General features: G+C 71.1%; 21 protein-coding genes. 8 read left to right on the top strand and 13 right to left on the bottom strand.

Translation table 11 applies throughout. From position 1 onward, the window contains the following. Nucleotides 1-87: 87 nt before the first annotated feature. On the top strand, nt 88-2091 hold the full coding sequence (locus WMF34_RS09055) for a C1 family peptidase (protein ID WP_437993020.1): 2004 nt from the start codon (nt 88-90) through the stop codon (nt 2089-2091). Between the two features lie 11 nt (nt 2092-2102). On the opposite strand, the gene WMF34_RS09050 is transcribed toward WMF34_RS09055, so the two are convergent. The 6 genes from WMF34_RS09050 to WMF34_RS09025 all read right to left on the bottom strand — a co-directional run bounded on the left by WMF34_RS09050 (nt 2103) and on the right by WMF34_RS09025 (nt 8383). Then, entirely contained in the window at nt 2103-2900 is a 798-nt protein-coding gene (locus WMF34_RS09050; protein ID WP_012234355.1) for a TetR/AcrR family transcriptional regulator, read from the bottom strand. A gap of 162 nt (nt 2901-3062) precedes the next feature. Continuing rightward, a complete protein-coding gene (locus tag WMF34_RS09045; protein WP_437993019.1) occupies nt 3063-3368 on the bottom strand; it encodes a hypothetical protein in 306 nt (101 codons plus the stop codon). Between the two features lie 176 nt (nt 3369-3544). Continuing rightward, the gene (locus tag WMF34_RS09040) at nt 3545-3991 is read right to left on the bottom strand and encodes an NUDIX hydrolase (RefSeq protein WP_437993018.1); all 447 of its coding nucleotides are present in this window, start codon (nt 3989-3991) and stop codon (nt 3545-3547) included. After that, a complete protein-coding gene (locus WMF34_RS09035; protein WP_437993017.1) occupies nt 3988-5634 on the bottom strand; it encodes a transglutaminase-like domain-containing protein in 1647 nt (548 codons plus the stop codon). Before WMF34_RS09035 ends, WMF34_RS09040 begins: the two co-directional genes overlap by 4 nt. A gap of 130 nt (nt 5635-5764) precedes the next feature. After that, nucleotides 5765-7015: a polynucleotide adenylyltransferase PcnB gene (gene pcnB / locus WMF34_RS09030; protein WP_012234352.1), complete on the bottom strand. Its 1251-nt coding sequence runs from the start codon at nt 7013-7015 to the stop codon at nt 5765-5767. A gap of 405 nt (nt 7016-7420) precedes the next feature. Further along, entirely contained in the window at nt 7421-8383 is a 963-nt protein-coding gene (locus WMF34_RS09025) for a serine/threonine-protein kinase (protein ID WP_437993016.1), read from the bottom strand. Between the two features lie 449 nt (nt 8384-8832). Here WMF34_RS09025 and WMF34_RS09020 point away from each other — a divergent pair, with 449 nt between their 5' ends. Then, nucleotides 8833-9867, top strand: a complete 1035-nt coding sequence (locus WMF34_RS09020; protein ID WP_012234350.1) for a site-2 protease family protein — start codon at nt 8833-8835, stop codon at nt 9865-9867. Nucleotides 9868-9879: 12 nt separating this feature from the next. Here WMF34_RS09020 and coaD read toward each other — a convergent pair whose 3' ends face one another. Genes coaD through WMF34_RS09005 form a run of 3 tightly spaced genes read right to left on the bottom strand, consistent with a single transcriptional unit; the run spans nt 9880 to nt 12792 of the window. Continuing rightward, nucleotides 9880-10377, bottom strand: coding sequence for a pantetheine-phosphate adenylyltransferase (gene coaD / locus WMF34_RS09015; protein WP_012234349.1), 498 nt, complete (start codon nt 10375-10377; stop codon nt 9880-9882). Nucleotides 10378-10382: 5 nt separating this feature from the next. Then, nucleotides 10383-11888 (bottom strand): tetratricopeptide repeat protein, encoded by a 1506-nt coding sequence (locus WMF34_RS09010; RefSeq protein ID WP_012234348.1) that lies wholly within the window; start codon nt 11886-11888, stop codon nt 10383-10385. 7 nt (nt 11889-11895) lie between these two features. Then, nucleotides 11896-12792 carry a 3'-5' exonuclease gene (locus tag WMF34_RS09005; RefSeq protein ID WP_012234347.1) on the bottom strand — a complete coding sequence of 299 codons (897 nt, stop codon included), beginning with the start codon at nt 12790-12792 and terminating at the stop codon, nt 11896-11898. Nucleotides 12793-13073: 281 nt separating this feature from the next. Here WMF34_RS09005 and WMF34_RS09000 point away from each other — a divergent pair, with 281 nt between their 5' ends. Next, nucleotides 13074-13775, top strand: coding sequence for an HNH endonuclease (locus tag WMF34_RS09000; protein ID WP_437977250.1), 702 nt, complete (start codon nt 13074-13076; stop codon nt 13773-13775). Between the two features lie 58 nt (nt 13776-13833). On the opposite strand, the gene WMF34_RS08995 is transcribed toward WMF34_RS09000, so the two are convergent. Continuing rightward, nucleotides 13834-14298, bottom strand: coding sequence for a hypothetical protein (locus tag WMF34_RS08995; RefSeq protein ID WP_437993015.1), 465 nt, complete (start codon nt 14296-14298; stop codon nt 13834-13836). Nucleotides 14299-14393: 95 nt separating this feature from the next. Between WMF34_RS08995 and WMF34_RS08990 the strand changes: the two genes are divergently transcribed. Next, nucleotides 14394-15056: an AgmX/PglI C-terminal domain-containing protein gene (locus WMF34_RS08990; RefSeq protein WP_437993014.1), complete on the top strand. Its 663-nt coding sequence runs from the start codon at nt 14394-14396 to the stop codon at nt 15054-15056. A 28-nt stretch (nt 15057-15084) separates the two neighbouring features. Beyond that, a complete protein-coding gene (locus WMF34_RS08985) occupies nt 15085-16695 on the top strand; it encodes a hypothetical protein (RefSeq protein ID WP_012234343.1) in 1611 nt (536 codons plus the stop codon). 371 nt (nt 16696-17066) lie between these two features. Here the strand turns inward: WMF34_RS08985 and WMF34_RS08980 are convergent, their stop codons facing one another. Then, nucleotides 17067-17444, bottom strand: a complete 378-nt coding sequence (locus WMF34_RS08980) for a hypothetical protein (protein ID WP_012234342.1) — start codon at nt 17442-17444, stop codon at nt 17067-17069. Between the two features lie 491 nt (nt 17445-17935). On the opposite strand from WMF34_RS08980, the gene WMF34_RS08975 reads away from it, so the two are divergent. From WMF34_RS08975 to WMF34_RS08965, 3 genes are all read left to right on the top strand, one after another. Then, nucleotides 17936-18760, top strand: a complete 825-nt coding sequence (locus tag WMF34_RS08975; RefSeq protein WP_012234341.1) for an OmpA/MotB family protein — start codon at nt 17936-17938, stop codon at nt 18758-18760. Nucleotides 18761-18770: 10 nt separating this feature from the next. Beyond that, nucleotides 18771-19706, top strand: a complete 936-nt coding sequence (locus tag WMF34_RS08970; protein WP_437993013.1) for a Ppx/GppA phosphatase family protein — start codon at nt 18771-18773, stop codon at nt 19704-19706. A 631-nt stretch (nt 19707-20337) separates the two neighbouring features. Continuing rightward, nucleotides 20338-20844: a CarD family transcriptional regulator gene (locus tag WMF34_RS08965; RefSeq protein ID WP_012234339.1), complete on the top strand. Its 507-nt coding sequence runs from the start codon at nt 20338-20340 to the stop codon at nt 20842-20844. 111 nt (nt 20845-20955) lie between these two features. Here WMF34_RS08965 and WMF34_RS08960 read toward each other — a convergent pair whose 3' ends face one another. Together WMF34_RS08960 and WMF34_RS08955 are read right to left on the bottom strand one after the other, a co-directional pair. Then, nucleotides 20956-21471, bottom strand: a complete 516-nt coding sequence (locus tag WMF34_RS08960) for a hypothetical protein (protein WP_437993012.1) — start codon at nt 21469-21471, stop codon at nt 20956-20958. A 123-nt stretch (nt 21472-21594) separates the two neighbouring features. Then, the gene (locus WMF34_RS08955; RefSeq protein ID WP_044968101.1) at nt 21595-22113 is read right to left on the bottom strand and encodes a tRNA (cytidine(34)-2'-O)-methyltransferase; all 519 of its coding nucleotides are present in this window, start codon (nt 22111-22113) and stop codon (nt 21595-21597) included. Nucleotides 22114-22177: the final 64 nt, after the last annotated feature.

Raw genomic sequence — 22177 nt, 5'->3', positions numbered from 1 at the left:
AGCCTCGCCCGAGGGAGGGCGGGCGGCGCCGACTTTGCCCCGCGCGCCGCCCGTGCGACACTCAGCGACTTCACGAGATCAGAAACCATGATCGATTCCGAGCGTTTCGCTGGGCGTCACGGGGACATCACGACCGACGCGCGCGCTGACGTCCTCGATTTCCGCGACACCCTCTATCGCCCCACGATGGTGGAAGTGCCTCCGATCATGCCCCCGGAGCGCTTCGTGGAGTACGGCGTGCCCGTGCTCGACCAGGGCAAGAACAACGGCTGCACCGGCTTCACGGTCGCCACCGTGGCGCATTACCTGCTGCGCAGACGCCGGGTCTCGCCGGACCGCAGCCTCGTCAGCCAGAACATGGTGTACACGATGGCGCGCCGCTACGACGAGTACCCCGGCGAGGACGACGCGAGGGGATCCAGCCTGAGGGGCGCCATGAAGGGCTGGCACAAACACGGTATCTGCTCCTATGAGCACTGGCCGTGGGACGCGAACGATCTCCACGGCACGCTCACGCCGGAGCGCGCCGTGGACGCGATGCTCCGGCCGCTCGGCCTGTATCAACGCGTGAACCACAGGGACCTCCCGGCGATGCACAGCGCCCTCGCGGAGGTCGGGATCATCGCGGCCTCGGCGCTGATCCCGTTCAACGGCTGGTATTATGGGACCCAGGGGAACGGCATCATCCCGACGGTCGACAAGACGAACCCCTTCATCGCCCCCTGGGGAGGTCACGCGTTCGCGATCATCGGGTATGACGCGGAGGGCTTCTGGCTGCAGAACTCGTGGGGTGTCGGCTGGGGCAAGGGCGGCTTCGGTCGACTCTGTTACGACGACTGGCTTCAATACGGCTTCGACGCGTGGGTCGGGCGGCTCGGCGTCCCGATCCGCCTGAACCAGGCGCGCTCGCTCCGCCCGCTCACGTCCACGAGCCGGACGTTCGCCAGCCTGCGTCCGCACCTCATCAGCGTCGACATGCACGGCCAGCTCCAGCAGCGCGGCGCCTACGGCACGTCGTCGGATGACGTCCGTATCATCATGGAAGAGGATTTCCTGAGCGCGACCGCGACATGGAAGCGCCGCCGGCTCGTCCTGATCGCGAGCGGCGGTCTGCGCCGGCAGATCGACGCGATCAACCGGATGTCACGCCTCCGGCCGAAGCTGCTCGGGCACGAGATCTACCCCATCGAGCTCCTCTGGGAGACCGACCACTACCCGCGCCTCCTCGAGATCCTCCATCGCGCCACGGAGGGGCGCCGCCACGACGGCTACGATCCCAGGGCGTTCGGGTTCATGATCGATCGGCGCGACGACGCCCTCGAGCCGCTCGTCCGCCGCATGGGCGGCAAGGCCGAGTGGGACCGCATGAAGCTGGCCGCGGGCGACGCGACGATGGACGCCGACCACGGCGGCGTCCGCGAGATGATCGGCCGCCTCGCGTCGCTGATGGACGGCGATCCGAAGATCGAGCTCCACCTGGTCGCCCATTCGAGCGGCACGTTCCTGCTCGCGCCGCTCGTCCAGCTGGTCACCTCGGAGAAGGGCAAGAAGATCGAGGGCGGCCCGATGCGAGGTCAGCTCGGGCTCGGGCTCCCCATCGAGTCGCTCTCCCTGCTCGCGCCTGCGAGCGCCATCGACGCGTTCCGCGACACGTACATGCCGCCCATCAAGAGCGGCATGGTGCGCCGGTTCGCCCTGTTCACGCTCACGGACGAAGCGGAGCTCCAGGACCACTGCGAGGTGTACGGCAGGTCGCTCCTCTACCTGGTGTCGAACGCCCTCGAGCGGCGCCCGCGGGTGCCCGGCACGAGCGGCGTCTCGCTGCTCGGCATGGAGGCGGGGCTCCTCGATCCGGAGAACGCCGACGTCCTTTCGCTGCTCACGGAGACCAAGGACGACCGGCCCGTCGTGTTTCCGAGGGCGGAGTGGATCAAGGGGCCCAACACGAGGCCCCCTCCCCACGGCTCCGAGGCGCGGCGGCATGAGGACTTCGAGAACGACATGACCACGTGGAAGTCCGTCATCGCCCGCATCCTCAACCAGCCGTTCGCCGATCACCTGCCGCCCATGTCGGCGCGGGATCCGTGGTGAACGCGCGCCTCTCACCCCTCCGGGCGGCGCCGCTCCGCTGAGCTCAACCCGCCGAGCGCCGGGGCGCCGAGCCGCCCGGGCGCGAGCGGCGGCGCGCTCGCGCCGCTCAGGAGGAGCGCGAACGACGCCCGGATCTCCTCGCCGAAGTTGATCCGGAAGAGGCCCATATCGGGGCGGCTGCGGATATCGCGGATCACGTCGCTGGGATCGCAGACCTGGCGCATCCCGATGAGCAGGGCGTACATCCGGATGAGGGTCGGGCCGCCGTGGCCGGGAGCGAGCGACGGCAGGCACCGCTCGAGCAGCACCCCGGTGCGCTCGACGTGACCCAGGAGAGAGAGCTTGAAGCGGAGCGCGGCCTCGTAGCTGACGTTCTGCTCGAGCACGCTGTGGAGGATGCCGAGCAACCGTGTCATCGCGTCGCGCGCGGCGAGGGTCGTCGACAGGATCGAGGCGACGCTCGCCGGCGCGTCCTCGGCAGGCGCCCCGGGCGCGCCGCGGCGGGCCCGCGAGGGCCGAGGGCCCGCCGCGCTCGCGTCACCGCGGGAGGCGCAGAAATGCGTCAGATGGATATCCACATCGTGGAACCACTTCGCGAGCTCTTGATCGACGACCGCGAGAAAGAGCTCCTCTTTCGTGGTGAAGTAGAGGTAGAGCGTGCCCTTGGCGAGCCTGGTGCGCTCGGCGACCTGAGCCATGGTGACCTCGGGATAGGGGGTCTCCTGGAACAGCTGCCAGGCTGCGTCGATGATGAACCGCCGCCGCTCCTCCTTCTGCTCCTCCTTCCTCGCTCTCCGCGTCGGGCTCATAGACTCCCCGGTCTACGATGTCTCCAGAAGCGCCGCAATCCAGACTCAGCGGTCACCACACAGCGCGAATTCGAGCCGACGGGCGCGACCAGCGCTCGCCGTGATCGCCGATCGCTCAGCAGAGCAGCGAATCGCATGTTGCAGCCGCGGTAACCGCGTTCATCACATTTCGCCGGACACGGTCACACCGAACCCGTGCAGACCAAGGAACATCGGGGCGACACCCGAACGCGCCACCCACGAGACGGTCCTTGAGAGGGCGCGCGCGACCCGCGCCGGGAGCCAGCCCGAGGCCTCGGGTACGCCGGGAGGCGCCGCGACGCGCGAGACGCGCGCGGCGCGCGGCGCGGGCAGCGCGAACAGGCCAGCGCCATCGTTGCAAGGCAGCGCGAAGCAGAGAGGAGAAGAGACCAGGGTCGCCACCACGACGACCACCAATCCCCTCGTGATCGCCGGACCAGCGCTCACCCCTGCCCCCACATCCAACCTAGCGCTGCCACCGGCGATTGTCGTGAGCGCCAGGGCAGCAAAATAACGTTGCTACTGTCCAACAATGGAAGTTCTACAGGGAGAGTCGCCCTTTCTGCGACATCCCACCTGCGCCATGGCCGCGCCAAGTCGGGGGCTCCCTGGATCGCGCCGTTTCAGCCGGCGGCCGCCATCGCCAGGGCTTTATGGATCACGCGGAGCGCGACGTCGGTCAGGCCGTAGGCCGGCAGCTCGGGGACGGGCACGAGGGCCACCTCGGAGGCGTCGTCTCCTGGAGAGAGGGCGCCTCCGATCGACTCGCACAGATAATCGAGGATCACATAATGATAGGGAGTCGCCACGATCTCCACGACCTCCACGAGGGGACCGACGCGGACGTCGAGGCCCGTCTCTTCGCGGATCTCGCGGGCAACGGCGTCCGCGAGCCGCTCTCCGGGCTCCACGCGCCCACCCGGAAGCGACCAGGCGCCCTCGAGGGGAGGACGAGCGCGCTTGACGACGAGCACGCGCGGCGCGTCAGGCGCATCCGGCCGGCGATCGATGACGACGGCGCCCACCGCGACGCGCGGGGGCGAGAGGGCGCATGCCGGCGCGTCGCTCACGGGGCGGCGGCTTCCGTGCGGCCGGCCTTGCAGCGGACGTCGCCCGGCGTCGCGACCGCGAGGTCGTACTCGCCCAGCGCGAAATCGCCGGGGATCACGACGGCCCCGTCGTACCGGCCGCGGTCGTCGGTCGACAGCGAGCCGACCGTCACGCCCTGCGGCGCCGCGGTCCCCGTCAGGATCACGTCGACGCGGACGTGCCCGCACGGCGCCCCGGCGCTGCTGACCTGTCCCTGAAGGTGGAGGGGAAAGCCGCGGCGGATGTCCTTGTCCAGCGCGGTCACGATGACGTCGGTGCTCTCCGCCGCGCGCCCGGCCGCATCGCTCGCGGGCGTGGGCGCAGGGGGCGGCGGCACGGCGGCGCCGCTGCTCCCGGCCCCTGGGCCGGCGGGCCCCGGCTGCGCCTGCTCGGCGCGCGTGCGGTCGGCGAGATCCTGGCCCGAGTCGCGCTGCTCCGGCCAGCTGTAGGGATCCGGCGGCGGCACATGCGGCGGGCGGCTCGGATCGACCTCCTGGTCCATGTTGAGGGCGGCCCCCCCGAGGTCGATGCGGTGCCAGAGCGAGCCATCGAAGACCTCGACCCAGGCGTGCGCCTCGTTGACGACCATCCGCGCGGGGATCCCGATGTGCAGGGCCGTGACGAGGAACGCGAAGGCGCGGTGGCGGCAGACGCCTTTTCGCGAGAGCGCGAGATCCAGGTAGATGTCGCCGTTCCCCTTGGGCGGGTCGTCCGACGGGGCGAACGACCGGAAGTACTCGACCATCCTCTGAACGACGTCGCGCGGCCGCATCGCGGACGAGATGCCGATCGCCTGAGCGACCTGCCTGAACGCCGCCTCGTGGGAGGCCTCCTGCGGCCCGCGGAAGGGCTCGAGCTTGCTCCAGCCGACGTCGGCGAACTCGCTGCCGAAGGTCGCGCGGGCGATGGCGAGCTGCACGATGAGCCGGACGCGCGCGCTCTTCGTGCCGCGCACGAACCAGTTGTCGGCGCCGTCACGCAGGACGACGACCGGGGTGTCGGGGTTCACGTGCATCCGCACGAGCCGCGTGTCCGGCCCGACCGTCGGGATCCGGACCGGCTCGTTGGGCACGAGATCGACCGCGATGTCCCCGTAGAACGCCTCGTCGCCCGCAGAGACGGCGCTGTCCGCCTTGACGGTCTTCAGGCTCCGATCTCGGACGACGAGCGAGTAGTCCGCCCTCACGGCGTCGTACGCTTGCAGCCGCTTGAACGGCGCGGTCGCGGGGGAGAACGGATCGTCGTAGCGCTCGACGTTCGGCCGGCGGGTGTCTCGATCCGGCTCGTAGGACGCGTCGGGGCCGGCGTCGGATCCGACGTTGCTGTAGACCTGCTGCTGGTTCGACGGCGGGCGCTGCGGATCGGGCGCCGTGGCCAGGCCGCTCGGCGTCTGGATCGCCGCGGGGAGCCCGCCGTCGAGCGTCGTCGTGGCGAGCGACACGTCCTCCGCGGGATCCGGCGCGATGAACTCGTGCAGGAGCGACGCCTGCGCGTCGGCGAGCCGCGACACGGCGCAAGCGAGCGCGAACACGAGCAGGGTGCGCGCCGAGCCGCCGAACCGGCGCCTGGACACGGGGACAGCCGGGGGAGCAGCAGGGCGCAGGCGTGCGGCCGGAGAGGACATCAGGGGCCTCTTATGAAACCAGAAACCCCGGTGATGTTCCACGGCGGCTGGTCGGTTGCCGCCAGCTACCTGCCCGGCGGCCACCGTCGATCGCGCCGGCGGCGCCGACGTCGCCCACGTCGATCACCCGTCAGCGCCGGAACTGCGCGGCGTCGGCGTGCTGGCGCCGCGGGTGCGGGGCGGAGCGCAGCCGGTCGATCGCTTCCGTCGACTCTCCGCGCGCGGTGAGCTCGGCTGCGAGCACGTCGAGGGCGGGCTGGAAGATGTCCGTCCGCGCGAAGCGGCCAGCGCGACCCCCCGCGAGCCTCGGCAGGACGGCGACGATGCGCCGCATGCCGTCGGCGTAGCGGCGGGAGATGGCCAGCCGGTCGATGAGAGGCTCGAGGAAATCGGCGACCGCCGCCGCGCGGTCGCGGACGCCGTCGCAGGCCTCCTTCATCGGCTCGAGGAGCAAGAGCGTCCAGAGGACCGTGTCGTCGAGCGGGCGATCCGCCGCGGTGCGCCGGTCGACGTAGTCGAGCACGCGCCAGAGGCGCTGGCCGGGGCCGTCGTCGCCGCGATCGTCGTAGAGCAGCGCCGAGACCTCCGGCAGGAGGACGTCGAGCACCCCGGTCTCCCACGCGAGGTAGATCGTGCGGCGCGCCTGGCCGCCGCGCAGCAGGCGCAGGATCTCCTCCGAGAGGCGCGGGCGCGCCGCGAGCGCGAGCGCGTCCCGGCAGTAGACGACCGCATCGTAGACGTCGGGGGTGATCGCGAAGCCCAGCCGACCAGCGAACTTGAGCGCGCGCAGGATGCGGATCGGATCCTCGCGGAAGCGCGTCTCCGGATCGCCGATCGTGTGGACCACCTGGCGGCGCACGTCCTCCATGCCGCCGACCCAGTCGAGGATCTGCCGCGCCTCCACGTCGTAGAAGAGCGCGTTGATCCGGAAGTCGCGGCGGAGCGCGTCCTCGTGCGCGACGCCGAACGCGTTGTCGCTGCGGATGAGCAGCTCGCTCCCGTCGTCGGAGTCCTCCTTCGGGTTGCGGCGGAAGGTCGCCACCTCGATGACCTTGCCGCCCTGGAAGAGGACGTGCACCAGGCGAAACCGCCGGCCGATGATGCGCGAGTTGCGGAACAGCTCGCGGACCTCCTCCGGCCGCGCGCTGGTGGCGACGTCGAAATCCTTCGGGCGCCGATCGAGCAGCAGATCTCGCACACAGCCGCCTACCAGGTAGGCTTGAAAGCCGTGGCGTACGAGGCGTCGCACGACTTTCTGGACGTCCGGATCGATCCGCGCCTCGTCGAAGACGACCTGGTAGCGCCGCGGGGTGGGGATGTCTTCGTCGACGAGCTCGACGCGGAACGGATCTTCGTCGAGGGCGCCTGTATCCGTCGGCATGAGCTCGCCCTCGGGCCCAGCGCGTGGCCCGGAGGCGCTGCGGCTCTCGTACATCGGGAGTTCGGCGTCGTGAAACGCCGCTGTGCCGTTATCAGGTGATGGGGTCGCGCGACCCATAGTCAGCAACCGAGAAAGCGCCAGGCAAAGCCTGGAGGGAGTGGAGGACGACTGGCGCGCGATTCTGGGATTCCAGCACTCGCTGGAGAACCGACCCGCGCAGATGAGGCCCGCGCCCGCGGACCTCCGAACCACGCCGGCTCGCTCGCCGCGGCCGGTGTCGACCTGACGAGCGGATCCGGCTGTCGCCCGGAACAAGAGATGGTAACGGCCGTCTAGCAGGGCTTCGCCGTGAGAGCAAAGCCGAGGCGCAGGGGGGCCGACGGAAGCCTCCGGAGCGAGCGGGCTTCACGGTTTGGTGCCCCAGTGCCCGGCGCCGGGGGGCGGCGGCGCGCCGGCGTCGGGCGGAACGGCGGACGAGGTCCCGGCGCGGGCCTCGGGCGTCGCGAGCAGCGCGTGCCGCAGCTCCGCCATGGAGGCGAACCGGCCGCGGGGGTCCTTCACGAGCGCCTTGCGCACGACGGCGTCGAGCTCGCGCGAGATGAGCAGCCCCGGGTGTACCCGGTGCAGCGGCGGCGGCGGCTCGCGCCCGTGCTTCTCTGCGATGGCCGGGTACGGGCCCTGAAAAGGGACACGGCCCGCGAGCATCTCGTAGAGCACGATGCCCAGGGAGTAGACGTCGGCGGCGGGCGCCGCCGGCGCGCCCTGCGCCTGCTCGGGCGCCATGTACTCCGGCGTCCCCACGACCCGGGGGAGCAGCGCGCCTTCGGCGCCCTGGCCCTGGATGCACGAGAAGCCGAAGTCGAGCAGCTTGACGATCTCGCGCCCGTCGGCCGCGTGCACGAGGAACACGTTCTCCGGCTTCACGTCGCGGTGGATCACCCCGGCGCGGTGGGCGGCGTCGACGCCCGAGGCGAGGTCGGCGGCGATCCGGACCGCGCGAGACGGGACGAGCGCTCGGGTGAACGTCAGCGTGTCGGCGAGATCGAGCCCGACGAGCAGCTCCATCGCGAAGCACGGCGCGTCGCCGGCGCGCTCGAGCGCATCGACGCAGAGGACGTTGGGATGACGGACGCGCGACGCCGCGCCGGCCTCTCGCTCGAACCGCGCGACGAGCAGCGGATCGTCGCGGAGCTCTGCCCGGAGGACCTTGACCGCGACGCGCGACGTCGCGGCCTCACGCGGCCTGCCGACGCGATCCGCGAGGTAGACGTGCCCGACCCCGCCGCTGCCGAGCAGCTGAACGACGCGGTACTTGTCGCAGAGGAGCTTGCCCACGAGCGCTTCAGCGGCGACGCGAGCGGGAGGCATGGGATCGATCGTAGCGCAGTCGCGCCTGCCGAAGGGCACGGAGGGCACACGGACGCGACGGCGGCGCAGAAGAGAGCGCTGGCCAGCCTGCGCGCAGCCAGGAGAGGTTCGCGCCCGTACCATCGGGCGGCCGCGTCGCGCGCCCCGCTGCAGCGCAGCGCTCCGGCCGCGACCGTTTCCACCGACCGAGCCGACGCCACAGTGAGGACCGTGGCGCAGCGAGATGACGCGCAAAGTCATCGGTGTGCGCGCAGACCTCGTCGAGCCTGCAGCGGGCGTGGTCGAGGGTCCCGGGGCCCCAGACGAGCAGCACACCGCCACCGCAGGGCCGCGCGCCGCCCAGCAGCGCGGCGTGCGCGCTCCCAGAGCGCGGCGAGCTGCCCGCCCTGAGCGCAGGCGCGCGTGGATCGCTTGAGCGGCGACGAGGAGGCGGCCACGCTAGGCGCCGCATGACCGACGACCGTCGATCCTCCACCCCGAGCACGCTCGACCTCGACGCCGAGCTCACGCCCGCGGCGACGAGCTCCGCAGAGCCGAGCGCAGCAGCCGCTGCGCGCCCGCCCCCGCTGCGATGGCAGAAGAACCTCGCGCTCTTCTGCCTGACGGTCGTCTCGGTGTTCGTCGCCGGCACCCTCTGGACCCCGATCACGCCGGACGACGACAGCGCGCTCTCGTTCGTGAAGGCGCTGCCGCAGGCGTGGCCGTTCGCGGTGCCGTTCCTGTCGATCCTGCTCGCGCACGAGTTCGGGCACTACTTCGCGGCGCGCGCGCACGGGGTCGAGGCGTCGCTCCCCTACTTCATCCCGCTCCCTGTGGTGAGCCCGCTCGGCACGATGGGCGCGGTGATCTCGATGAAGGGCAGGATCAAGTCGCGGAACGCGCTGCTCGACATCGGCGCCTCCGGGCCGCTGGCCGGCCTCGCGGTGGCGCTCCCGGTCCTCTTCGTGGGCCTCATGCACTCGGACGTGCACGCGAGCTCCGGACCTGCGCTGCAGGAGGGGCGCAGCCTCCTGTATCTCCTGCTGAGGCGGCTCGCGGTCGGCCCGATCCCCGAGACCCATGACGTCTTCCTCGGCCCCACGGCGATGGCGGGGTGGGCCGGGCTGCTCATCACGGCGTTCAACCTCTTTCCCGTCGGCCAGCTCGACGGAGGGCACGTCGCGTACGCGCTGTTCGGCAAAGAGCAGGACCGCTACAGCCGCGCCGCGCACTGGCTGATGCTCGCGCTCTTCGTCGGCAACGTCGCCTATTTCACGCGCCACTTCATCGCGGAGGGGCTGTCCGACGCGCTCATCTCCGCGGTCGCGAACGGGATGCCGTGGCTCACGTGGTTCGGCCTGGTCCACCTGATGTTGCACGTCGGTGGGCGGGAGCACCCTCCCACGGAGGCCGGCGAGCTGTCGCCGGCGCGCAAGGTGATCGCCGTGGTGACGCTGCTCCTGTTCGTGCTGCTGCTGATGCCGACCCCGTTCGGCACCTACTGAGCGCGCGGGCGCTCAGGGTTTCGCGGCGCCGAACTTCGCCCGGAGCGCGTCGCAGACGGCGGCGGGCGCGTAGTGGCTGACGTCGCCGCCGTGGCTCGCGATCTCGCGCACGAGCGACGCGGAGACGAAGCCGTAGTGGGTGCGCGTCGGCAGGAACACGGTATCGACGCCGGGGAGCATGTCCGCGTTCGCGTGGGCGATCTGCAGCTCGTACTCGAAGTCGGTCGCCGCGCGCAGGCCGCGGACGATCACCCGCGCGCCGACGCGCTGGCAGTACTGGATGAGGAGCCCCTCGAACGAGTCGATCCGCGCGTTCGTCACCTCGCTCGTGGTCTGGCGCAGCAGCTCCAGCCGCTCCGAGTACGTGAACAGCGGGTGCTTCGTCGGATGCCGGCCGACGGCGATGATCACCTCACCGAACAGCTTCGACGCCCGCTGGATCAGATCGAGGTGACCGAACGTGATCGGATCGAAGCTCCCCGCGTAAACCGCCAACAGATCCTTGGACATGATGCTCACTGGTCCGGCGTCCGCTTGGGAGCGCCCGCGGGCGGCGCCGACTTCGGAGCGGCCGCAGGCGGAGTCGATCTCGGAGCGGCCGCGGGGGGTGCCGTGGGGGGGGTCAGCGGCGCCTGGAGCGCGGGCCCCTGGGGCGCAGGGGAGCCGGGCACGCCTGCTGGACCGGCGCCGTCTGCTGGCGGCGCGGCGGGAGCCTGCCCTTCATCGACGGGCGCCGGCGCGCCGCCCCGGAGCACCTTGTTCACGGCGGTGTCGTCCTCGATCCACATGAGCCGACCGCCGTCGCCGAAGGTGACACGGAAGTAGGCGAGCAGCCCCGCGCCGATCACGCCGTCCAGATCGAGCTGGAGCTGCTTCTCGACCGCCTGGAGCGGCGCCCCGTACACGCCCGGGACCTTGGGGATCTCCAGCGCGCCCAGCCGCAGCATCGGCACGACGCCCTGCTTCAGCTTCTGCTCCGGATCCTGCTCGACCCGCTTCAACCCATCGGCCTCGAAGCCGGCCTTCTTCCAGCCTTCCTTGTCGAGCGCGATCGGGAACGTCATCGACGTGTCGATGAGCAGCGGCCCCTGGACCGACTTGTCGGGGCCGAGGCTGCTCCGCAGCACCATGCCGCCGCCCTTGATGAAGGCGACGTCGACGCGCGTCGCGTCGGGCGGCGCCGGCGGGGAGAAGCTGCGCACGACGAACTGCCAGCCGCTGTAGTCGATGGTCGCGTTGAGGCGGCGGAGCAGGTTCACCCCGAGCAGCGCCTTGACCGGCGCGCCGATCTGCTTCGAGACGCCCGACAGGTCCTGCGTGAGGGCGGGCACGTCGTTGATCTCGAGCTTCTTGCCGAAGCGGAGGGAGACCCAGCTCGGCTCCTTGCGCGTGCTGCTGTCGAGGACCACCTCGCCCGTGCCGGTCGACACCATCGCGAGCGCCGACTCGCCGTCGATCTCGAGCGGGACGACGAAGAACGGGGCCGCGGGGCTGACGTGCTGCATCTCGATCGCCGCGAGGAGCGCGCCCGAGACCGTGAACGGCGCGCGCCCCGCGCCGCGCCTCGCCAGCTTGGCGATCGACTTCGCCCACTCGTCGACGACATCGGGATCGTCGAGCATCGCCTCGAGCTCGTCGGCGGCGGCGTCGAGATCGCCCTTGTACCAGAGCGCGCGCCCGCGGAGCCCCGCGGCCTCGGAGCCGGCGACGCCCTTGAGGAGGCGCAGCGCCTCGGCGTAATCGAGCCGGGCCAGCGCGATGCGCCCCGCGAGCAGCCGGGCCTCCGTGTCGGTCGGGACGATCGTCAGCGCCCTCGAGACCGCATCGCGCGCGTTCTCGACGTCGGCGGACTGGAACTCCTGTCGAGCGCGGGCGAGCCATTTCTCGGCCGCCGGCGGGCGGGCGGACTCCGGGCCGATCATGCTCGAGCACGAGGCGAGGAAGGTCGCGGTCAGGAGGCCGCCGAGGCGGACGGCGAGGGAGCTTCTCGTCGGCGAGGTTCGGTTCGAGTGGATTCGCACGTGGATCTCAGGCCCTTTGCGGCACGCCGTCCGGCCCGAGCTCTCCCGGCGAAATCGGCTCGATCGCCAGGATGCGATCGGCCCGTAGCTCGCGACGGCTGCGCGACGGGAGCAGATAGCCGAGAACCCGGGGTGGGTCGAGGTCCGTTCGCACCCCCGTTACGCACACGACGAGCTCCTCCGGCCCCCGGCGCGCCGGACGGTACCTCACGCGCACGGTGGCGGCATGCTCGGCCGCGCGCACCGCCGCTGCCACCAGCGCCGGGCGGGCGTGGCGCTCGCCGATCCGGACGTGCCACAGGTCGCGCGGCGTCCGCGGCGCGAGGACCTCCACGATCTTGCGGAACACGGCGCGCAGGGCGTGGACGTCGTCTTCGGCGCGGTGAGCGCGCTCGCGGTGCACGCCGAGCTCCCTGCAGAGGGAGGCGAGGCTGTGGCTCGGCAGGGCGAAGGCCCGGCGGGAGAGGACGAGCGTGTCGAGGTAGTGCGGGAGGCGCCTCGCCCTGCCCGCCCGCGCAAGCTCGGCCTCGAGGAACGCCACGTCCCACGCGGCCGCGTGCGCGACGAGCACCGCGCCCTCCGTGACCTGGTCGATGCGATCGCAGAGCTCGGCGAACGTGGGCGCGCCCGCGAGCTCCCGCGGATCGATGCCGTGCACGTGCGCGTTGCCGAACACGCCCGGCTCGGGCCGCACGAGCGACGTGATCGCGTCCTCGCACGCATCCCCCCGCGTCCGCTCGGCGCAGACCTCGATCACGCGATCGCTCTCGGGGCGGAGGCCCGTCATCTCGAGATCGAGGAACACGAGCGGCGCGCTCTCGATCGGATCATCCCATGGCGAGCCGGCAGGGGGCTCCGCGCCGGTCGCCCGCTCGGGCCCCACCCCTTCGCGCTGCTCCGTCATCCGACCTGCTTCCCCACCACGGCGGCTCGACCCAGGAGACGACCGTCCCTCGACATGGACGCGTCTTAGCGAATACGGCGCCCGATCGAAAGCGATCCGCGCGGAACGTCGAGCGCGGCGCGCCTCGCCCATGACGCCCGGGCTCCGGCGCGCCGAGCTTCGACGGGGCGGGCGCGGGGGGTTTCGAGGCGATGCCCTGACGGCTCAGGGCGCGGCGTCGCGCCGGATCCGCCGCGCGGCAATGGCAGAGATCCAGCAGAAACGCCGCCGTGCAGCGCCGGATGTTCACCGGAGCTTTCGTTGCTACACTGCCCAGCGTGCCGGACGGGGTAGCTACAGTCCCGGGGGGCTCTCCTCACGAGGAGCTCGATCTCGGCGACGGTTTTTCAGGGTTCCGCTGCGAGCGTAGGACCGAGCCGCTCGATCTCCCGGTCCTCGTGGTGAACCGCTTCTTCCAGCCTGTGCAGATCACGACCGCGCGTCGCGCTTTCCTGCTGCTCTTCGGCGGGGCCGCCCTCGCCGTCGACGAGGTCGGCGATCTCCACGATTTCTCGGCGTGGCGGAGCTTGCCGGTGCGCGAGAAGGACGATGGCCTCCCCGTGGTCGGCGGCTCGCTCCGCGTGCCGCGCGTCCTCCACCTCCGCCGGTACGACCGCATGCGGCGCCCGACGATCCGGCTGACGCGGAAGAACGTGATGCTCCGCGACACGCACCAGTGCCAATACTGCGCGCGCCGCCCGCCCGTCCGCGATCTCAACATCGACCACGTGCTCCCCCGGTCGCGCGGCGGCGAGGACACCTGGGAGAACCTCGTGACCGCGTGCCGCACGTGCAACCTCCGCAAGGGCTGGCGCACGCCGGACGAGGCCAGCATGCGGCTCATCCGCCAGCCTCTGCCGCCGCGGTGGTCGGCGACGATGCAGATCCTGATCGGCTTGCCGCATTCGTTCGACGAGTGGAGCCCCTTCCTCAGGGCCGGCTGACGCGCTCCCCCGTGGGTCTCTCCTCGGCGCCGAGGGCTGGCGCCGACGAGCCGATCGTTCACGGCGCCACGTTCACGCGCCCTTGCTCGTCGCAGTAGGCGATCGCTCTCCACCCCTCCTCGGTGCAGAGGAAGAAGTCGATGCAGCCGGTCCAGCACGCGGTATCCACGCAGGTCTCCGCGGCGTCCGCCGGGCAGTCCGGCTGCTGCAGGGCGGGCGAGCAACCCGCGGCCTCGCCGCTGCGATCGAGCGTCACGACCTCGCACGCGCCGGGGCCGCCGCCCGCATCCCCGTCCCCGGCAGGCTCACCGGCGGAATCGCAGGCCGCGGCCTCCGTCCAGGCCCCCTCGACGCAGTCGTAGAGCGCACGACACGCGGCATCGTCGCAGGTGCCCCCCCGGCCGACCGGGCACCCTCCCTGGGGGATCTGGCCGCACAGCTGCGGCTCCGCGATGGGATCGCAGCCTGCCGGTGCGAGGACGGCGACGGCGGCGGCCACGGTGAAGCACAGCGGGATCTTCAAGACGGCCGTCGAGGAGAGCCCAGATTGCCAGCGCGAGGGGAGAAAAACGCAAGGCGCCTCGCCTCCGCTCAGCCGAACCGTTTAGTATGCGCGCCATGCGTCCCTGCGCCACTGCCAGCGCCGTGTTCACCGGAGTCCTCCTCGCCGCGGCCCTGTTCGCGGCCTGCTCGAGCGGCGCCGCGCCGCCGCCTTCGCCGCCTGACAGCGCGCCGCCGCCTTCGCCGCCTCCTGCCTCGCAGCCGGTGTCCCCTGGCGCCGCGGACCCGGGCGCCACGGCCGCTGGCGCCGCGGACCCGGGCGCCGCCGCGCCCGCGCAGCCGGACCGGCCTGCGAGCCGCAAGAAGGCCCCCGAGACCGTCGAGGACTGCAAGGTCATCGCCTCCGAGATCACGAACGATCCGCCGGACGGCGGGGTCGTGATGAACAACGCGACGACCTCCGCCGACGCCGGATCGAGCGATCGCCTGCAGCCGCTCGTCGACGCGATCAAGGCGAGGCGCGACGGCTTCCGCTGCTGCTTCGATCTCTACGCCCGCAAGCACCCGGGCGCGCAGGGCAGGATCACGTGGCAGCTCAAGCTGAAGCCCGACGGGACCTTCGAGGAGGCGAGCATCGTGCGCGACAAGAGCGACGTGACCGCGCCGCAGGTCGAGTCCTGCATGGAGGAGCTCGCGAAGTCGATCACCTGGGCGCGCTCGCCGAGCGGCAAGGAGACCGTGCTGACCTACCCCTTCGACTTCAAGCGACGCAACTACTAGCAGCCCGCCGCCTGCGAGGAGCACGCCAGTGTCGAGCGACGCTTCGGGGATCCTGCGCGGCTCGGGCCACCCGGGCCGCAACGCCTACGCCGAGCTGCTCCGCGACACGCGCGGCCTGAGGCGGGAGCAGCAGCAAGCGCGCGAGGCCTGGTTCGCGCGCCTCGCGGCCGACAAGAAGGACGAGACGCTCTTCGAGCTCGAGATCCTCCTGAAGGGCGTCGCCTGCTTCGCGAACCCGCGGAACCACCCGGGCGCCGGGCGGCGCCAGACGATCGTCAGCCACGATTTCCGCGAGCACCTCCAGCACGCCCGCGACGGCATGGCGCGCGTGGTGCAGCTGACGCGCACCATGCTCGGCGATCGCGATCGCGCCTTCGTCTTCCAGCGCTACCTGGAGACGGTGCTCCCGGAGGACACGGCGCGCACGCGCCTCCTCCACGCGACGATGGCGCAGGAGTCGCCGGAGTCGAGCCTCTTCGTGCTCCGGCACGGCTTCACGAACCTCATCGAGGTCGCGGGCGGGCTGCTCCGGCTGCCGAGGGTCAGCTTCAGGCTCTTCTACGCCCACCTCGCGACGGCGATGCGCGAGATCGCCCAGAGCACGTTCTTCAACCCGCTCCACGCGCTCGAGTTTCGCCCGGAGTTCGATCGCATCCCGTCGACGCAGGTGCTCGAGCTCATCCACCGCGTGCCCGGCGAACAGGCGCACCGGCTCGTGGCGCTCACGTTCCTCGCGCTGTTCAGGATGCTCAGGTACCTCCGCCTGCTCGACGCCATCGCGCTCGATCACTCGGATCACCGCGTGGCGGGGCGCGGGTACCTCGTGCTCGCGGTCCTGCGCAGCGACGCCCGCGCGCTCTCGAACTACCTCCGGCGCCGGGCGGGCGCGCTGCTCGCGGACAGCTTCGAGCGCGATCTGCTGCGCGTGCCCGCGAGCGACATCGTCGCGCGCCACGACGAGCTCGCCGCCGAGGGGCACCGCCTCCTCTCCACGAAGGCCGCGCTGAGCGGGCTCGCCGCGAACCTGCGGCTCGAGATGCGCCGCGCCTTCGAGCACGACCTCCCGCCCGCCGACGCGCTGGTGAGCGAGTCCGAGTACCGGGTCCGCCTCCGCGCCGTCTCGCACGGCCTCCGCCCCGCGCTGCAGAACGCGATCCTGTTCCTCGGCAGGTCGCTCGGCGCGAAGCTCGAGGAGGGCCGCGTCTTCGACGATCAGGCCGCGCGGCGCGCGACGAGCGATCGCCTCCGGCGCGACGTGTGGATGTTCGCCCAGATCTCGCGCGCGTTCGCGAGCAAGGCGCGCAACACCGGCCCGGCGCCCGATCGATGGACCGGCATCGCGAGCTTCGCGTTCGTGCGCGAGTTTCTCTCGTATTTCCGGGCGATGGGCTACCCGCTGCTCCGGGTGGGCGACTACCCCCACGTCGACGCGTTCGTCTCCGCGATGACGGCGCTCGAGGAGAGCGACCTCCTCGATCCGCAGCGGCTCGACGCCGCCATCCGCGAGTGCGAGGCGTTCTTCGAGTTCTTGATGAAGCTGTTCGAGCAGATCTCGAAACGCGAGGACCTCGCCGGCGTCCCGTTCGATCGCAAGGGCGCCGCGCGCGCTCTCCGGCTCTACCTCGGCGAGCGCACCTGAGCGCCCCTCGCGGGCCGCGCCGCCGCGTCCTCAGAGCGCAGCGAGGGCTCGAGCGCCGCTCGCAGATCCTGGAAGCCCCCCTGCAATCCGCCGTCTCTGAGGGGGGCGCACGCGCCTCACCCGCCGCTCCGGCACCCGGGCGAACAGGCGCAGCGCGCCGCACGCCAATGCCGGCCACCTCGGCCCCAGGCGGCGGCGCAGCCGCGGGGACATCGTCCACCCGCGCGCGCCTCCAGCCTGGACCCGCGCGTCCGGATCCGCGGCGTCCTCACCCCCCGATGGTCTTGTAAGACGGATTATCTGGTCGCAACCGGCGGGTCGGCTCGCTGCGCCTCGTTCTGTTGGAAGACCCGAGGCGCTGCCGTGTCGCCTTATTCCGACTCGTCGGACGGGCCGGTGCTCGCAGGAGCAGGAGCCGGCGTGCTCTTGCGCGCGCCGCGGGTGCTCGCGCCCTTGGCCGGCGCGCGCTTGGCGGCGGCGCGCCCTCGAGGAGCGGCCGCCTTCTTCGGCGCAGCCGCCCGCTTGCCGGCGGCCTTCGCCTTGCGCTTCGGAGCGGCCTTCTTCGCGGCCGGCTTCTTGGCGGCGGCGCGCTTCGGGGTCTTCTTGGCGGCGGCGCGCTTCGGGGCGGCCTTCTTCGCTGCCTTCCGCGCCGGCTTCTTCGCGACCTTCCCGGCCTTCGCGGCGGCCGGCTTCTTGGCCGACTTCGTCACCTTCTTCGCAGGCTTCTTCGCGGTCTTCTTAGCAGCCATTGGAAATCCTCCTGCATTCGCCCCGGCACGGCACGGCGGACATCGCCGAACGTCCTCTCCGCTACAGTTTCCTTACCGAGGCAACAGATGTTGCACGACGTATATTGCCACGCATGGTGATGGTCAAGGAAAATCTTGCAGGCCCTAAACTGATGTATCCCGTGTGTTCCAGGCAAACTGGTCCGCAAGCGTTGCGAGGGTAAACGTCGGAGCAGGCCGTGGTGAAGCAACCAGACCGAACCGTACGACTGATTTTTGTTGACAGTTGACGTGATGTCTGTCTTGGCCCTTCGCGCTCCTTCCTGGCGATCGCGCGCCTGCATGGCGCGGCAAACGGCGCCGGTGCGCTCATGGTCGCACGGAGCTCCAGCGTTGCGCAGGCTCTAGAGAGCCTTGTGCGGCGCCATTCGCCTCGCTACGGTCGCGCCGCCTGCGCGGCGCCCCTCACGGCCGAGCGCCGCGCTGCTCTAGGCTGCTCTAGGAGGAAAGGTATGTTGGTTCGTCGCTCGACGTCGTGGTTGTTGCTTGGCGCAACGCTCCTTGCGGGCTCGGGGGCGCTCGGGTGCGGCTACTCGGAGGAGGAGATGCAGGCGAAGGTCCGCGAGATCGAGGGCCTGAAGACCCAGCTGAGCGCCGAGCAGGCGCAGAACAAGAAGGCCAAGAGCGAGCTCGACGAGGCGGCGGCCCGGATCGAGCAGCTCAAGTCCCAGCTCAAGGCAGCAGGCGTGGACATCTCCAACCTGAACGCGAACCTCGAGCAGCAGGCGCGCGCGCTCGAGGACTTCCGCCGCCGTGCCCAGCAGCTCGAGGACATCAAGAAGCGCTTCGAGGTGCTGCGCGACAAGCTCCAGGCGCTCACCAAGCTCGGGCTCAGCGTGACCGTCCGCAACAACCGGATGGTCATCCAGCTGCCCGGCGACGTCCTCTTCGACTCGGGACGGGAGACGCTCAAGAAGGAGGGTCAGGAGATCCTGCTCAAGGTGGCCGAGGTCATCCGCAACGACTCCGGCCTGTCGGCGCGCTCCTTCCAGGTCGCCGGGCACACGGACAACGCGCCGCTCGCCGGCGGCCGCTTCAAGGACAACTGGGGGCTCAGCGTGATGCGCGCCCGCGAGGTGCTGGCGTTCCTGCTCCAGCCCGAGGACAAGGGCGGCGGCGGCCTCAAGCCCGAGCGGTGGAGCGCCTCCGGCTACGGCGACACCGACCCGGTGAAGCCCAACGACACCCCGGAGAACAAGCAGGCCAACCGGCGCTGCGAGCTCGTGGTGCTGCCGAACGTCGAGGAGATGCTCGACCTGAAGACGCTCACCCAGTAAGGCTCGGTGCATGCGCGTCGCGGCCATCGACATCGGCACGAACTCGGTCCTCCTGCTCATCGCCGAGCGCCGCGGGGGTGAGCTCGTCGCGCTCGTCGAGCGCGCGACCATCACCCGGCTCGGCCAGGGGGTCGACGCTGCGCGCGCGCTCGCGCCCGAGGCCGTGGAGCGCACGCTCGCCTGCCTCGCCCGCTACGGGGAGGAGCTCCGGTCCCGGGGGGTCGAGCGCGTGGACGCCGTCGGCACCAGCGCGATGCGGGACGCCGCCGGCGGCGAGACGTTCATCGCCCGCGCCCGCGAGCTCATCGGCGTCGCGCCGCGCGTGATCTCCGGGCCGGAGGAGGCGGAGCTCACGTACGCCGGCGCGCTGACGGGGCTCGACCTGCCGGCCCGCGGTCCCACGATCGTTGTCGACGTGGGCGGCGGTAGCACGGAGATCATCGTCGGCAGCACCGGCGGCGCGGTGGAGCAGGCGGTGAGCCTCGACGTGGGGAGCGTCCGCCTGACCGAGCGCCACGTGCGCACGGATCCGCCGGCCGCCGCGGACCTCGAGGCCGTCCGCGCCGACGTCCGGGCGGCGCTGGCGACGCTTCCAGCCGTGCCCCAGCTCGCGGCGCCCACCCTGGTCGGCGTCGCGGGCACGGTGACGACCCTCGCCGCGCTCGTGCGCGACGTGGCCCCCTACGACGGCGCCCGCGTGCATGGCGCGCGGGTATCCGGGGCAGAGATCCTGGACATCACGTCCCGCCTCGCTTCCCTGCCGCTCGCCGCGCGCAGGCAGCTGCGCGCGCTGGATCCGGCGCGCGCGGACGTCATCGTGGCCGGCAGCGTGCTCATCGAGGAGATCCTCGCGTGGGCCTCGCGGCTCGCCGGAGCTCCTGTCGATCTCGTCGCTTCGGATCGCGGCGTCCGCTGGGGGCTCGCCGAGCGCCTCAGCGCCGCCTGAGCACCCCGGCTCGTTTGAAGGCCGGACGGACGAAACGCCCGACGTCCGTCGCGTCCGTCACATTTTCGAGTCATCCCACCCAGGTCAGGTCCGCCACCTCTCCCGGAGAGGCCCGCTCTGCCCTAAACTAGGCGGGTGAGCCGGCGCGCACCCACGCCGATGCCTCCATCGGTACACACTGTCACCCCGCCCGACCCCGAGGAAAAACCAGAGTGATCACGCCACGATGGCTCAACCCCGGGGATTTTCGTTGACGTATCTCGGCCGGCTCACTAGAGTGCGCGCGCCTGGCGCAAACCGGCCCTTTTTCAAGAGGGCCGTTCCCCCAACTTCAATCCCTTCCGCCCGCAACCGTCCGCTTCCACCGCCGCTTGTCAAGATTCCGCCGTGCACGCCAGAGCACCGACCTCTCGCGGGTCATGGAGGGTGCTCGCGTTCCTGCTTCTCGCACAGCGGTCTCGAGCGGCGGCTCATGGCTCTTTTCTCGGAATTTTTCTCGGAATGCGTGACGGTGTGTGTCGGTTCTGCGGGTCCAGGTTCAACCGCATGTGCAGCGTACGCCCCTCGAAGGGATTTCGGGAGGCAGACGAAAAACTAAAAGGACGGCGGGGTGGAAGGCAAAGGAGACGATATGCAGGCTCGTTCGGAGATCCAGTTCAAGGTGGGCGACAAAGCCGTCTACCCGGCCCAAGGCGTGGCCGAGGTGGTCAACATCGAGGAGAAGGACATCGCTGGCAACCGTCAGCGATTCTATGTTCTCCGCATCTTGGACACGGATCGAAAGATCATGGTTCCAGTCAGCAACGCGAGCGCGGTCGGCCTTCGCCAGGTCATCTCTGAACAGGAAATCCGGGAAATTTTCGACATCCTCCGCGAGCGTACCATCGCGTTCGACAATCAGACCTGGAACCGTCGGTACCGCGGCTTCATGGACAAGATCAAGACGGGTTCTATTTACGACGTCGCCGAGGTGCTACGCGACCTCTATCGCTTGAAGACGGACAAGCAGCTCTCGTTCGGTGAGCGCCGCATGCTCGACACCGCCCGGACGCTGATCGTGAAGGAGATCGCGATCGCCCGAGGTCAGACGGAAGAGCAGGTGAAGACCGAGATCGAGGCGATCTTTCTCGCCAACTAAGGCGTTACCTCATGGTTAGCGGCCCTGCGGCCGCTGCCGATGGAGGCCGGCACTGCCGGCCTCCGGGCTTTTGTGGGCCAAAAACGCCGTGCACCATCGGTGCGGGCGCGTTCAGAGATCGCTGCCCGGTCGCTTCTGCACGGGAGGGAGCGCGGGCAGCGCCACATCGACGCGCCACCCCGCGTCCTCGTAGACGCAGGGCACCTGGACGCGCTCTCCCGGGAGCAGGCCGGCGATGTCCACGAGGGCATGGGCGCCGGCGATCTGCGCAGAGTAGCGCTGCGGCTCGAAGCGCAAGCGGAAGCGGGACGGCGTGATCATCGCCTCGGGCGCGATCGCCTTGCCCGTCGCGGCGCTGTAGCGCTGCGCGCGCGACGCGAGGTTGTCTCGAGCGCGGCGCGACAGCAGCTCGAAGGCGGCCTTGGCGTCAGCCGGGTCGCCGTGCAGCTGGCGCAGGCGAGCGACCAGCTCCCGGACGGCGCCGTCGGGCGTGCCGCTCGGAGGCCGCCTGCTGCATCCGGCGGAGGCGAGCGCCGCGACCGAGAGCGCGACCGCCACGCCGGCCTGGACGAAGCGCGCGGCCGGCCGTCGGGCGTCCTGTCGCGCGGGTTGCCGGTGCATGACCATGCGGCCCTCTCCTTAGAACGACGCGTCGCCGACGTCCACGGCGCGCGGCCGCCGGCCCCCAGGGTGACGTTGCGGCGGATCGCGCTCTCCCCGGATGTCGCGCGCGCCTGCGCGCACGCGCCGTCACCCCGGCGCGGCGCTGGCGAGCGCGCCCACCTGGCGGAGCGCCTCGTACAGGACGATGGACACCGCGTTGGCCAGGTTGAGGGAGCGCACGGGACCCAGCGTGGGAATGCCGAAGACGTCGTCCGGCATCCGCGCGAGGAGCTCGGGGTCGAGGCCCACGCTCTCCTTGCCGAACACCAGCGCGTCGCCCGGCCGGAAGTCCGCGTCGAGGTAGCTCCGCGGCGCCACCGCGCTGAAGAGGCGGAGCCGAGCGTTCGGGTGATGGTGGCGAAAGTGGGCGATGTCGAGCTGCTGCTCGAGCGTGACCAGGTGCCAGTAGTCAAGCCCCGCGCGGCGGACGCTCCGCTCGTCGATGCGGAACCCCAGCCTCCCGAGCAGATGCAAGGGGCTCTGCGTCGCAGCGGCGAGCCGCGCGATGTTGCCTGTGTTCTGCGGGATCTCCGGCTCCACCAGCACGATCCGGAACGGCGGATCGAGCGGCGCCGCACGGAGCCGGGGGCGACCATCGTTGAGCACGCCCTCTCTTTCCGCGACGCGACCGCGCGCCGCAACCCCCGAGCGAGGGATCGCGCGCGCCGCC

Source organism: Sorangium sp. So ce145 (assembly GCF_051525985.1).
Taxonomy (GTDB): Bacteria; Myxococcota_A; Polyangia; order Polyangiales; family Polyangiaceae; genus Sorangium; species Sorangium cellulosum_B.
The sequence above is the reverse complement of the archived record's forward strand: the minus strand, read 5'-3'. Positions and strand labels throughout refer to the sequence as shown.